Here is a 12,917-nt window from a genome sequence, read left to right as displayed (position 1 = left end):
CGATTCCTCCTTATCCATTAACGTTCGATTTGCTCATAGACAGAACGGTATGTTTCATCAAGAGGCAGGTCGACCTCGAGTTGTACGAATAAGTCAGAACGTACTTTCGAACCGGTCATGACACCGCGACCTGGAATGCGCATCCGTTGCCCCGGTCGGCTTCCAGGTTTCACTTTCAACTTCACCCGTCCTCCGTCGAGTGTTGAAATGATGACGCTCGATCCATCTAAAAACTCGAGCGGACGCAATCGTTTCAACGTCACGATATGCTCTCCTTCACGTCGGTACGTATCGTCATCCGCAAAATGAAGCTCGACGTATACATCTCCTCGGTTCCCTGATTGTCCGACTCGGCTGCCTTTTCCTTTCAACCGCAACTTCTGACCTTCATAGGCACCCTGTGGAATTTTGACATTCACCGTGCCTGTTTGAAGTCGAAGGCTCACTTTCGATTCCTTCGTCAATTGGCTGAGTGGGATATTCACACGAACGGTCTCATCCAAGTCTTCTTCGACAGCTTGATCAAAGAAGCTCCCGAACATATCTTCAAATCCGAATGTTCGCGAAGTCGTACGCGACCCACCTCCGAATTGTCGGAATAAATCTTCGAACTGGGACGAACCTTCCCCGTAAGTTTCTCCACCGCCACCAAACCCCTGTCCGAACGACGGTCCATCCGGGCTACCATATCGATCATAGTTCGCTTTTTTCTCTGGGTCGCTCAACACGTCAAACGCTTCTTGGACTGACTTGAATCGCTCTTGTGCGCCAGGATCTTTATTGACGTCCGGATGGTACTGTTTCGCCAACTTCCGGTATGCACGTTTAATCTCTTGTTCGCTCGCCCCTTTTGAGACACCGAGCTCGTCATAATAGTTTTTAGCCATATGGATTCACCTCACCTATCCCTTTCCCGTTTCTGTTAACTCTATTCTACTCAATTGGTCAAATAAGGTCAAAGATAATCCTTTCACTTTTCATACGAAAAAAAGAAGAAGTTCGTTTCAAAAAACGAACCTCTTCTGAATTAGAAGTATACTTTTGGACTATCCATGCCATCCTCGAACACAATCGTCACTTCAGGGTCGCCACCGAGTGATGTCACGTTGATGCGGACTGGCACATTCCGGCTATATTCCCATCGGTTTTCAAGCAAACCGACAACGTGTTGGGTGAATCCGACAAGTTCGGCACGACTATAGAATTGAATCGGGATATCGATTTCAAGTCGTGACAAATCGCCGTTCTGATAAAAGCCTTTCCCAATCATCCCGCTATAGTCTGGGAACAGGTCGGCAATTCGGTCACTGAAGAGCGTAAATTTCTGTGCATCCTCGCGTACGTCATTCGTTGCCGTCGCAGATGGGAAGTAGTAGTACTTCTCATCGATGGCTTCCCAGTCACCCGATGTGACCTCATCATCCGTTCCGACGAAAGCGGATTTAATATAGTTCCCCGGCGTCGGTGAACCTTGCGTCGACTTCATATAAAGCGCGACGTTTACATCCAAATCTTTAAAGTCTTCTCGCTTCCGCAATTGAGCGACGAGTTCGTTCGCCATCCGTTCCCCTTCCGCGATCACTTTCTTCTGATCGAGTTTCACCGTATAGGTCGGTCCGTAGTTCGGTGCCTGGAAGACATACTCACGGTTCAAAATGAGTGCAAACGACACACCGCCAAGCTGATATCCGCTATCCTCTTTAGTCATATAGTTCTGTTCTACGATCGAAGCCAAATATAGAGGTGACTTCTTGTTCGCATCGACGAACTTGTCGTCTTCGACTTCTGCCTTCCCGTCCGCATAAGCCGGGTTGAGCGGCGTCAAACCTTCGTTACTCCCGCCTTTACGTCCGAGTAAATTGGATACGTCTTCCGCGTTTAGAAGTTGCCCCTCTTGATAAGCGAATTTGTCTGGGTCAAACGCATCTGTCGAATGGCGCATGAGACCGAGTTCGACTTCTTCAAGCTCTAACGACGAACTCACTTGACGCTGGGCAAGTCCTCGCGCTGCTGCGGCTTTGAAGGGAATGACCATTTGATAGTAGGAATCACGTGCTTCGATCGCTTGTGTGACGCCTTCTGTTGCTGTTTCTTCGCCGGTCGGTGTCGCTTCTTCTTCACCCATCGGGATTTTCATTGAACATCCGCTTAACAAAAGCGCAGAGGCGATTGTCGGGATGACGAGTTGTTTCCATTTCATCTATGTCTAGCTCCTTTGAACATCGTTTCCTATTTCACTTTGTCCATTATAACAAAATCGTTCCACGAAAAAAGTATCGAAGCGGAATCAGAACAAATCCCTCCTTGATCAAACAAGAAGGGACACACGATTATTATTTTGTAGATGGGTGCTTACGACGAATCATCAAAAGGAGTCCAGATGCAAACAAGAGGAGTCCAATCATCATATGCCACGTCTCGTTCGTCTCCCCGGTCATCGGGAGTACATCTTGCGAATACGTGTCGACTTCATCGTCAGGCTTCACTCGAGGAGCTTCTCGCTCTTTTACAACCACTTTCACGACTGGTGGTTCCATCTTTGTTTCTTCTTTCTCAGGCACTTGCTTCGGTTCATCCTCTTTTACCGGAACGGGTTGTTTCACCGCAACCGGTACATCGACGGAACGGATCACGTTCACCCCTTCATTCACTTGGAGGGTAAACGTTGCCTGTTGTACTAATTCTGCCCCAGCTCGTGTGTCATAGGACGGGAGCAGTGGGAGTTCAAATGAAATGGTGACCACTTCTTCCGGTCCGAACCCGTTTACGAATTCAGGGATGGCTTCGACTTGCTTCACGAATCGTTCATTCGCCATCTGTTGCTCCTCATACGTCAAGGCACCACTCGGCCAAGTGAGCATCACGTCAGACAAAAACAAGGTAACGTTAGAAGTGTTGGTCACTGTATAGGTGTATCGGATTGGTTCACCTGGCTGAACGGTCGCCATCTCACTCGTCCCTGTCACTGTAAAATCAGGTTGTTGCAAAAGGACGATTTGTTGACTTTCTGCTGTGACGATGCGGTCGTATTCATCCACTCCTGTCACGCGAAACAGACTACCAATCTCAGGATGCGTGCTGAATGAATAGTCAGACGGAACGGATAAGACAGCTGTCACCTCGACTCGTTCATCGGGTAAGAGACCATCTTCTCCTATCAATTCATACAAGCGATCAAACACGTGTTGATTCAACGATTTGATGGCAAGACGGCCAACGTCCCCGCTCACATACTCGTGGGAAAAGTTCGTCACCGTTAACGGTGCGTCTCCTGTATTCTCTACGATGAACGTATACGACAGTTCACCTCCGACAACGGCTTTGTCGACCCCGGCAATGTTCTGCGCTTCTAGCGCGAGCGCCGGTAAGATTGGCTCGATTGCTGGTTCTTCGATAACCGGTTCTGGTTCTGTTGGTGGTGTCACCGGTTCTAGTTCTGTTGGTGGTGTCACCTCTTCCGGTTGATCTGGTTCTATGACAACAGGTGGTTCCTCCACTTCGACAGGATACGCTTCCGTGATGGAGTTCGGGATGAACGTATATGGAACGCCTTCAGCGTTGTAAAGTGTCACCAAATCAATCAACGAATCATCGACTGTTTCCGCATCGATCATAAATCGCCAAACATTGGCTGATTCACGAACTCCATAATACGTGACATCTTCGTATACAAGACTTGATTCATATAATGTCTCGACTTCCTCGTCTGTCAAATCCACTTGAATATATCGGAATGTGGTCGTGTCTGCATGTGCGACGTGGTAGGGGATCAGTGTTGAAAAGAGCATGAGGATGGTGAATATAGCAACGAAGCGTTGGATGTTATGTGTCATGGTGTCGGTCCCTCCTCTAAGGTGAAAAATGAGCGCGCGCATCGATGTTTGCCCGATGACGGATTTCACCACGTAGAGGAATGAGGGGATGTGTGTGTGAAAGTCATGGTGTCAAAGGGTTCTCCCGCAAAAATATATTAGCATTTTGATATAGTTAATCTATACCCTTCGAACGCTTGTGCGAACCTGTTCAATCTCATAAATTTTTACAACACGACACGACAAAAAAAGACGTTCGCCGTAGCGAAACGTCTTATGCATGTTCACTTAAAAAATCGAGAAGCTTTACCTCATCCCATACTTCGATGCCTAACGATTCAGCTTTCGTCAGCTTCGAACCAGCCTTTTCACCTGCGACAAGTAAGTCTGTATTTTTACTCACACTTCCCGTCACACTCGCGCCGAGGAGTTCAAGCTGCTTCCCTGCCTCCCCCCGCGTCATCTCATGTAATTTCCCGGTCAATACGACAGTTTTACCAGAAAGGGGTGCCCCTTCAGCCGTTGGGCGTTTTGTTCCTTTGAAAGACAAGTTCACACCCGATTCTGCTAGTTCACTGACGAGTTCACGTGCTTCTGGTTTTTCAAAGTAAAGAACGATTGACTCGGCCATCTTCGTCCCGATTCCATCAATCGACGTCAGTTCTTCGACCGTTGCATCGATGATGGCTTCCATCGTCTCGAACCGCTCTGCAATCAACGAAGCTGCTTTTTGTCCGACGAGACGGATGCCGAGGGCGAAGAGCACACGTTCGAGCGAATTTTGTTTCGACTGTTCGATTGCCGAGAGCAAGTTCGTCACCGACGTCTCACCCATACGCTCGAGTCCAAGTAAATCGTCTCGGTTCAGACGATACAAGTCGGCCACGTTATGGACGAGTCCTGCTTCATGGAGTTGCGTAATCACTTTTTCACCGAGTCCGTCGATATTCATCGCTTGTCGTGAGACGAAATGGATTAGCCCTTCGAGCAGTTGAGCCGGACACTCCGGATTGACACAGCGATGATCGGCCTCACCCTCTAATCGAATCAATTCGGACCCACACGCAGGGCAATGGGTTGGGAATTCGATTGCTCGTTCTTCCCCGCTTCGTTCACTAGCAAGTGCTGATACGACAGCCGGAATGACATCCCCAGCTTTTTTAATGACGACTCGGTCACCGATATGAAGGTCTTTTTCTTTTATAAAATCTTCATTGTGAAGTGTCGCATACGTTACCGTTGATCCTGCCACAGATACCGGAGCGAACCGTGCCCGCGGTGTGACCTTCCCAGTGCGACCGACGCTGAAATCGACGTCTTCAATTGTCGTCACGACTTCTTCTGCCGGGAACTTATACGCGACGGCCCAGCGTGGACTTTTCGCTGTGAAGCCGAGTTGTTCTTGTTCTTCGTATCCAGCCACTTTAATGACGATTCCATCGATTTCGTACGGGAGTTCACTACGCTTCGTCACATACGTTTCGATATAGTCCCAAAGTTCATCTGCCGTCTTACATGTCGTATAGTCTCCGCTTACGGCGACGCCAAGGCGTTTCAAATAAGCGAGTGACTCATCGTGTGACGCGACGAGATCGTCTTGTGACACCAAACCGTAGGCGAAGAAAGCCAAATTTCTCGATGCGGCAATTTTAGAGTCGAGCTGTCGGAGTGAACCGGCCGCTGCGTTTCTCGGGTTGGCGAACAATGGCTCACCGAGTCGTTCCCGTTCATCATTCAATTGTTCGAACGAACGCTTCGGCATATACGCCTCACCCCGCACCTCAAACGTCACATCCTCTTGGAGACGAAGCGGAATAGCGCGAATCGTCTTCAAGTTTTGCGTGATGTCTTCACCTATCGTACCGTCCCCGCGCGTCGCGCCTCGAACGAGACGACCGTCTTCGTATTTCAAAGAGACGGCGAGACCATCAAATTTTAGTTCAGCTACGAATGTCGGTGTGTAGCCAAGGTCTTTCTCGATTCGCTCCACCCACTCTGCAAGCTCTTCTTTTGAAAAGACGTTCCCGAGTGAAAGCATCGGTGTGTCATGCGTCACTTTGACGAACGCGTCGAGCGGGGCTCCTCCGACGCGTTGTGTCGGGGAGTCCGGAGTCCGAAGTTCTGGATAGTCTGTTTCGATTTGAATCAGCTCGTTCATCAAACGGTCGTACTCTGAATCCGGCACACTCGGCCGATCGAGCACATAATATTCATAACCATATTGGTTTAACGTTTTGCGAAGCTCTTCTACACGTTCTGCCATCTCCATATCTTCACCTCATGCTTTTTCGATTGGGGCAAATTTAGCCAATAGACGCTTGATGCCGACTTCTGGGAATGCGATGTCGACTTCGAGTTGGTCGCCTTCTCCACGCGTTTGGACGACTGTCCCTTGTCCCCACTTTTTATGATTCGCTTTGTCACCAACGTTCCAGCCGACCGTTTCGGCGCCTGAAGATTGAGCGAGCTTCGGCTTCGGTTTTGAGCTAAAGCCGTTCACCGGCAACTTCCCTGGTGATTCAACCGGGTTCCACGGCATCGGCTTTCTCGCCTTACCGGACCGTTCTAACAACGTTTCTGGCAATTCATGCAAGAACCTTGACTCCGGGTTGTTTTGGAAACGACCGTACAACATCCGCGACTGAGCACGTGTCAAATAGAGACGTTTCTCGGCCCGCGTGATCCCAACGTATGCGAGGCGACGTTCTTCTTCCATCTCTTCTTCATCGTTTAATGCACGGCTATGTGGGAAAAGACCTTCTTCCATCCCGATTAAGAAGACGACCGGGAATTCGAGTCCTTTGGCCGAGTGCAACGTCATCAACGTGACTTGATGCGACTCGTCGACTTCATCAAGCGAATCGAGGTCAGACACGAGCGTCAAATCAGTGAGGAAGGCAACGAGTGACTGTTCATCGCTTTCTTTTTCAAAGTTTTGAGCGACCGACAGGAACTCTTGTAAGTTCTCAAGTCGACTCTCTGCTTCGAGCGTCTTCTCGATCTTGAGCATCTCTTCATAACCTGTCTTCTTCAATACTTCTTCGACGAGCTCTGAAATCGAGAGATAGTCCGCCATTTGTCGTAAGTCCATCATCATCTGACGGAAATCTGCGAGCTTCGTCGCCGTACGCGGTGCAATCCCAGACAGTTCGATGTCACGAATCGCATCCATGAGCGAGACACCCTGCATATCCGCAAAGTCCCCTAATTTATCGATTGTTGCGGCTCCGATGCCTCGTTTCGGTTCATTGACGACTCGAACAAATGAGATGTCCTCGTCCGGGTTAGCGATCAAGCGCAAGTACGCCAAGACGTCCTTGATTTCTTTTCGCTCATAGAACTTCGTCCCGCCGACCATTTTATACGGGATGTTGGATTTAAGGAGCATCTCCTCGAGACCACGTGACTGGGCGTTCGTCCGATACAGGACCGCCATCTGACCGTAGTCCATCCCTTCCATCTTCAGTTCCTTCATCTGGTTCATGATGAAGAACGCCTCGTCACGGTCATCGGAGGCGACGTGGAGTAAGAGTTTCTCTCCTTCATCGTTCTCAGTCCACAAGTTTTTATCTTTACGGGAAGCGTTGTTCTGAATCACGCCGTTCGCCGCTTCCAAAATTCGCTTCGTCGAACGATAGTTCTGTTCGAGCAAGATGACGTGAGCGCTCGGATAGTCTTTTTCGAACGTCAAGATGTTAGCGATATCGGCACCGCGCCAACGATAAATCGACTGATCTGAGTCCCCGACGACACATAGGTTCTCGTGTGCTTGTGCGAGAAGTTTGACGAGCGTGTACTGTGCCCGGTTCGTATCTTGATACTCATCGACGTGAATGTATTTGAATTTCTTTTGATAAAACGCCAAGACGTCCGGCGCCTCTTGGAATAAATGAATCGTCTTCATGATCAAGTCATCAAAGTCGAGTACGTTGTTCTGTTTCAACTTTTTCTCATACGCCGTGTAGACGTCAGAGATGATTCGTTCATATGGATTGTTGCCGACAAGAGCCGCTGCGTCCTTTGCCGTGCGCAACTCGTTCTTATGATTTGAAATCATCCCGAGAAGTGTACGCGGTTCATACTTTTTCGGGTCGAGGTTCAACTCTTTCAATACTTGTTTGATTGCCGTCAATTGGTCCGAGGCGTCTAAAATCGAAAAGCTTCGGTCATATCGAATGCGATCGATATCGCGTCGTAAAATACGGACACACATCGAGTGGAATGTGGAAATCCAAATGTCTTCGGCGACTCCACCGACGAGGCGCGCTATCCGGTCTTTCATCTCGCGTGCTGCCTTGTTCGTGAACGTGATTGCTAAAATGTTCCACGGTGCCACTTGCTTCGCCGCCATCAAATAGGCGACACGATGTGTCAAGACACGGGTTTTACCAGACCCCGCACCCGCCATGATCAACAGAGGACCATCCGTGTGCTTGACCGCTTCCGCTTGTTCCGGGTTCATGCCTTTGACTAATTCTTCGCTAAGATTATACATAATCGTTTCCTTCCTTGTTCCAAACGTTTGTTCTTATTTTATCGGAGTGCTTGCACAGTCGCAAGTGCTCCCGCTAAGTCTTCATAAATGATATTGCCGACGACAATCGTATCGGCGTACGCTCCCATCAACTGAGCCGATTCCGCCCCATCGATGCCACCTCCGTAAAAAAGGTGCGCCTGTGGTAACGCCAATCGAATTTCTTTCAAGACGTCGACATCGCCGAGTCGTCCGCTGTATTCGATATAGAGTGACGGGAGTCGGAACAAATGATGCCCGACTTCGGCATATGCCACGGCTTCTTCTAGCGACAAGTCGCATCTTGATTCCGTCACGTGCGCCACTTTCGCGTCTGGATTCAAGACGAGATAGCCTTGTGCCGTGACATGACGTGAATCAAAGAAATGACCGTAGCGCTCAAATGCACGCGCATGGTGTCCGACAATCCATTCCGGCGTTCCGGCGTTAAGCACGGTCGGTACAAAGTAGTGATCGAAGCCATCGATGACCTGGCTCGGTTGACTGATTTCAAGGGCGACCGGTAATCCGGCATCCCGGACTCTCGCAAAAAGTGCGAATGTATTCTCCGCATTGACCCCGTCCGTCCCACCAATCAAAAAAGCGTCGGTGCCCGAGTGAATGAGCGCATGGAGCGCCTCCTCGTCGAGATGCTTATTCGGATCTAATTTAAACACATGTCGCCATGACTGAAATTTCAACTTGTTCCCTCCCATCGAATCCTTCTCTAGTGTATCGATTTTTTGCATCGCGTGCATCTCTCCATTAAAAAAGACTTGCCGAAGCAAGTCACGAGCGTGCCGTACGATTCCGTTCCCGATCCGTTAACCATTTCGCAACTAGCAATGCGAATAGTGCATACACCGGGACAAACCAGAGCGGATTCGCTAAAAAGAATCCGAGCACTGGAATATCGAGTAATGGTGAGTCTGGCGAACATAGCGCCGTTCCATTGACGACCGCGATGAACGGAAGGACCGGAACGATAAAAACATATCCAAAGTTAATCCAAAAGGCTTTCATATGACGATCTCCTTATCCTAAGATGATTGATTCTTTCGGATAGTTATACATCCGCTTCGGTTGTCTCCGTTGCAAGATGAGAATAAAGGCAATGACCCCGATTCGACCGATGAACATGAGAATCGTCAGCACCCATTTCCCGACGTTACTGAATTCAGAAGAGAGGCCAACGGAGAGTCCAGTCGTCCCGAACGCGGAACATGCCTCAAATAAGATTCGTGTCAATGAGGCATCTTCGAAATAAGCCATGACCATGACGCCAGACAATAAGACAGCAAGCGACACCGTAATGATGACGAATGCTTTCCAAATATCCTCGAGAACAATCTCACGACCGAAAATTTTAATCGACGAGTCACCACGAATAAACGCGACGACACCGAGAACGGCCACGGCAAATGTTGTCGTCCGAATCCCCCCACCGACAGACGATGGGGAAGCTCCGATAAACATGAGGATCGATAAGAGCAACATGCTCGCTTCTGAGAACAAGTTGACATCGACCGTCGATAATCCACCGTTACGTGTCGTCACGGACTGGAATAATGAATCCGAGAGAGATAGCCAAAGTGGCAAGTCTTTGAATGCATTGTTGTACTCAAAAATGAACAAGCCGACCGTTCCGACAGCAATTAAAATAAAGAATGTCGAGACCGTCAATTTCGTGAACAAAGAGAATCGACTCGGGAACGTATGACGTTTCCGCGTGATGCGACTCACCAAATAGGTCCGAATCTCTACAAGAACGGGGAATCCGATGGCACCACCGGTCATGAGCGCAATCTGCGTGAAGATGACAAATGGGTCTTCACGGAATGGCGCGAGCGAGCTACCGGTAATATCAAAACCGGCGTTCGTCGTCGCACTGACCGACCCAAATAACCCTTGCAAGAAGGCTTCCCCGGCGGTATCGAAATAATTTAAGTAATGGACACCGAGTAAGACGGCACCAACCGCCTCGATTGCGATAACGGTAATCACGATTTCCGTGATGTATTTGACAATCCCCGACATCGATGTCTGGTTTTGGTCACGTAAAATCAGTTGTCGTTCCCGAAATCCAATCCGTTTCCCGAGCAAAATCCACATGATGACATGCAAACTGATCAACCCGACCCCGCTCACCTGAACGATGAACAAGATAATAAATAAACCAAACGTCGAAAACGTATCGGTGACCACGATCGGTGTGAGTCCGGTGACACTGACACAACTCACCGCAAAGAAGACGAGGTCCGTAAACGTAATCGTCACACCTGGTTTATGGGCGATCGGTAAGGCGAGGAGCAACACGGATAAAACGGCTGCCGCGCTATAGATTAACACGAGTGTTTGGACTGGTGTTAAATTTCGAAAGAACAATTGTAAGTTCCGCTTCATGAATTTTTGTTGCATCTCGCCCCTCCCCTCCATCAAAAACAAGATGACTCTTACGAGTCACCTTTTGTTTGTTGTAGACGTTCAAGAGCGAGATCGTATCCGCCTGTCCCATAGTTCAAGCAACGTTTCACACGAGAAATCGTAGCCGTTGAGGCACCCGTTGCGTCCTCAATCTTATGATACGTATTGCCTTCACGTATTTGACGCGCCACTTCTAGTCGTTGCGCAAGTGCCTGAATTTCATTGACAGTCGCTAAATCTTCAAATAATTGATAACAGTCTTCGAGCGTATCGAGCTTCAAAATTGCCTCAAACAATTGATCAAGCTCTCGACCTCGTAATTTATCGAGTTGCATCCGCAAGCATCCTCTCTACTCATACTTCTTTATCATTCTAAAGCAGGGGCGGCTCGGACTCAACTATTCATCGCAAAATCGCAGGAAATAGTACTTGTTTTTTCATCACTTCATAAATACCGAGTGGAGTCGCCCGAACGTACGGCAAGTGTGTGGATGCTAAAAACAGTAACGTGTAAATCGGATCTTCGAACTGATACCCCCGTGACACAAGCTCTTCACGTAGTTGTTTCTCTTGACCGATGAGCGTCTCGAGCGGCTCTGTCGAGGTCATGCCGCAAAGCGGTAACGGAATTTCAGCAACGATTTCTCCTTTGTCGACAAGGACAATTCCTCCTCCGAGTTCGTTCATCCGTTCAAATGCCTGTAACATATCCTGTTTACATTTTCCTAAAATCAAATAGTCTCCACTAATTGAGTACGAACTGACGAGACCGCCGAAGTCTTTCGCAAATCCTTTCAGAACCGTGTTCAATCGCCACTTTCCTTCTTTATCAAGTAACATCAAGAACGATTCATCCTCATCGCGCGGCAATTCGTCTTGCCCTGTATCGTGCTTGATTTTAAACAGTTTCATGATGACCGAGTTGACCATATCGAGACCGACAGGCATACTGAACGACAAATCTTGTGGTGTCAATTCAATCGAAACGTCTGTTGACGGCATCTTGTCGAGTACCGCTTCCACCAATTCGTTCGGGAACAGAGACACACCATCTCGGAAAATCCACTGCCCTTTCGCGATGACAGCCGACGGGCGTGGTTCCTCGATTGCGTCAAGAATGTTCAGATGGGCGATACGACCTGGAGCAATCGAACCGAGAATATGATCGAGATCGAAATGACGCGCTACATTGTGAGACACAATCCGATACGCTTCGATCGCAGGTAACCCTTCTTCCATTAAGATGCGAACGAGAGCGTCCTGCATCCCGTCTTCATAAAAGCCAGGGGTCGAACCGTCCGTCGTCACCATGAGATGATCGAATGCGGTTAATCCGTTCGCGAGCAGGTCACGAATCATTCCCGGTAGGTCCGGTCGAATCGAAGAATGACGAAGTGTCGTCGTGTAGCCCAGTTCGAGTCGGCTAAGCGCCTCTTCCGCTGTCATCGCCTCATGGTCGCTGTGAACACCCATCAACGCCATTTTAGTCAATGTCTTTGGTGAGGCACCCGGAAAGTGCCCTTCGACCGGTAAACCGCATGTCTCTGCGTCAAGCATCCACTGAAGCATTTCATCATCGCCCTTCAAGGCGCGTGGCCACGCTGTCAGTTCTCCGGCCATCACGACGTCAGGATGATTGAACCATTCGTGAATCCGTTCTGAATCGACGGCGACACTCTCACGATCGAGCTCGGTCTGCGTGTCGAGTCTTGCCCACCAATACGTGCTTGTTGGCAACTGTTGAATCGCCTCAAGCTGCGCAAACGCTTGCTCTTTTTCTTGTAAAAAAAGAAGCATATTGTCGTTGACGAGCGTCGTCGTTCCGCGCTCTCCTGCGTACTTAGACAACGTCGCCGGATTGTATAATTGAAATGGATGAGCGTGAGGCTCGATATAACCAGGTACAATATACTTTCCTGACACATCGACCGTCTCGACCGCCGATTCTGGTAGATCTGGACCGACATATACGATACGGTCTCCCTCAATCCAAATGTTCGCCGTTTTCCATTGTTTCACGTATACGTTCAAATAGGTCGCGTTTTGTAAGACGAGCGAAGGTGGTCGTACTCGATCTACGACTTCAAGTTGCGAACGAATCATCACTTTAGACCACGGTGCCCGCGCCGTTCTTTTTGTTGGCATCGAACCCAATCCTCCCTTTTCCC

10 protein-coding genes are annotated in these 12,917 nt (G+C 49.0%); all 10 read right to left on the bottom strand.

The genetic code is table 11. The features are described from left to right. Positions 1-17: 17 nt before the first annotated feature. The 10 genes from KNO75_RS12175 to KNO75_RS12130 all read right to left on the bottom strand — a co-directional run bounded on the left by KNO75_RS12175 (position 18) and on the right by KNO75_RS12130 (position 12,894). Positions 18-887, bottom strand: a complete 870-nt coding sequence (locus KNO75_RS12175; RefSeq protein WP_214796250.1) for a DnaJ C-terminal domain-containing protein — start codon at positions 885-887, stop codon at positions 18-20. A gap of 140 nt (positions 888-1,027) precedes the next feature. Then, complete coding sequence (locus tag KNO75_RS12170) at positions 1,028-2,200, bottom strand: CamS family sex pheromone protein (protein WP_214822063.1); 1,173 nt, start codon at positions 2,198-2,200, stop codon at positions 1,028-1,030. A 133-nt stretch (positions 2,201-2,333) separates the two neighbouring features. After that, positions 2,334-3,833 (bottom strand): LPXTG cell wall anchor domain-containing protein, encoded by a 1,500-nt coding sequence (locus tag KNO75_RS12165; RefSeq protein WP_214822062.1) that lies wholly within the window; start codon positions 3,831-3,833, stop codon positions 2,334-2,336. Between the two features lie 253 nt (positions 3,834-4,086). Next, positions 4,087-6,081 carry an NAD-dependent DNA ligase LigA gene (ligA, locus tag KNO75_RS12160; RefSeq protein ID WP_214796244.1) on the bottom strand — a complete coding sequence of 665 codons (1,995 nt, stop codon included), beginning with the start codon at positions 6,079-6,081 and terminating at the stop codon, positions 4,087-4,089. 9 nt (positions 6,082-6,090) lie between these two features. Further along, a complete protein-coding gene (gene pcrA / locus KNO75_RS12155) occupies positions 6,091-8,307 on the bottom strand; it encodes a DNA helicase PcrA (protein ID WP_214818324.1) in 2,217 nt (738 codons plus the stop codon). Positions 8,308-8,345: 38 nt separating this feature from the next. After that, positions 8,346-9,026 carry a heptaprenylglyceryl phosphate synthase gene (gene pcrB / locus KNO75_RS12150; RefSeq protein WP_214796240.1) on the bottom strand — a complete coding sequence of 227 codons (681 nt, stop codon included), beginning with the start codon at positions 9,024-9,026 and terminating at the stop codon, positions 8,346-8,348. A gap of 88 nt (positions 9,027-9,114) precedes the next feature. Next, positions 9,115-9,348 carry a hypothetical protein gene (locus tag KNO75_RS12145; protein ID WP_214790791.1) on the bottom strand — a complete coding sequence of 78 codons (234 nt, stop codon included), beginning with the start codon at positions 9,346-9,348 and terminating at the stop codon, positions 9,115-9,117. Between the two features lie 12 nt (positions 9,349-9,360). Next, positions 9,361-10,743 (bottom strand): TrkH family potassium uptake protein, encoded by a 1,383-nt coding sequence (locus KNO75_RS12140; RefSeq protein ID WP_214696732.1) that lies wholly within the window; start codon positions 10,741-10,743, stop codon positions 9,361-9,363. 35 nt (positions 10,744-10,778) lie between these two features. After that, a complete protein-coding gene (locus KNO75_RS12135; RefSeq protein ID WP_026826878.1) occupies positions 10,779-11,084 on the bottom strand; it encodes a YerC/YecD family TrpR-related protein in 306 nt (101 codons plus the stop codon). A 67-nt stretch (positions 11,085-11,151) separates the two neighbouring features. After that, positions 11,152-12,894, bottom strand: coding sequence for an adenine deaminase C-terminal domain-containing protein (locus KNO75_RS12130; RefSeq protein ID WP_214822060.1), 1,743 nt, complete (start codon positions 12,892-12,894; stop codon positions 11,152-11,154). Positions 12,895-12,917: the final 23 nt, after the last annotated feature.

The organism is Exiguobacterium sp. s35 (assembly GCF_018617535.1).
Taxonomy (GTDB): domain Bacteria; phylum Bacillota; class Bacilli; order Exiguobacteriales; family Exiguobacteriaceae; genus Exiguobacterium; species Exiguobacterium aestuarii.
The sequence above is the reverse complement of the archived record's forward strand: the minus strand, read 5'-3'. Positions and strand labels throughout refer to the sequence as shown.

Excerpts from the sequence above, each read along its gene's own strand:
- KNO75_RS12175 (WP_214796250.1), bottom strand. The coding sequence starts at position 887 with ATGGCTAAAAACTATTATGACGAGCTCGGTGTCTCAAAAGGGGCGAGC.
- KNO75_RS12170 (WP_214822063.1), bottom strand. The coding sequence starts at position 2,200 with ATGAAATGGAAACAACTCGTCATCCCGACAATCGCCTCTGCGCTTTTG.
- KNO75_RS12165 (WP_214822062.1), bottom strand. The coding sequence starts at position 3,833 with ATGACACATAACATCCAACGCTTCGTTGCTATATTCACCATCCTCATG.
- ligA (WP_214796244.1), bottom strand. The coding sequence starts at position 6,081 with ATGGAGATGGCAGAACGTGTAGAAGAGCTTCGCAAAACGTTAAACCAA.
- pcrA (WP_214818324.1), bottom strand. The coding sequence starts at position 8,307 with ATGTATAATCTTAGCGAAGAATTAGTCAAAGGCATGAACCCGGAACAA.
- KNO75_RS12145 (WP_214790791.1), bottom strand. The coding sequence starts at position 9,348 with ATGAAAGCCTTTTGGATTAACTTTGGATATGTTTTTATCGTTCCGGTC.
- KNO75_RS12140 (WP_214696732.1), bottom strand. The coding sequence starts at position 10,743 with ATGCAACAAAAATTCATGAAGCGGAACTTACAATTGTTCTTTCGAAAT.
- KNO75_RS12135 (WP_026826878.1), bottom strand. The coding sequence starts at position 11,084 with ATGCAACTCGATAAATTACGAGGTCGAGAGCTTGATCAATTGTTTGAG.
- KNO75_RS12130 (WP_214822060.1), bottom strand. The coding sequence starts at position 12,894 with ATGCCAACAAAAAGAACGGCGCGGGCACCGTGGTCTAAAGTGATGATT.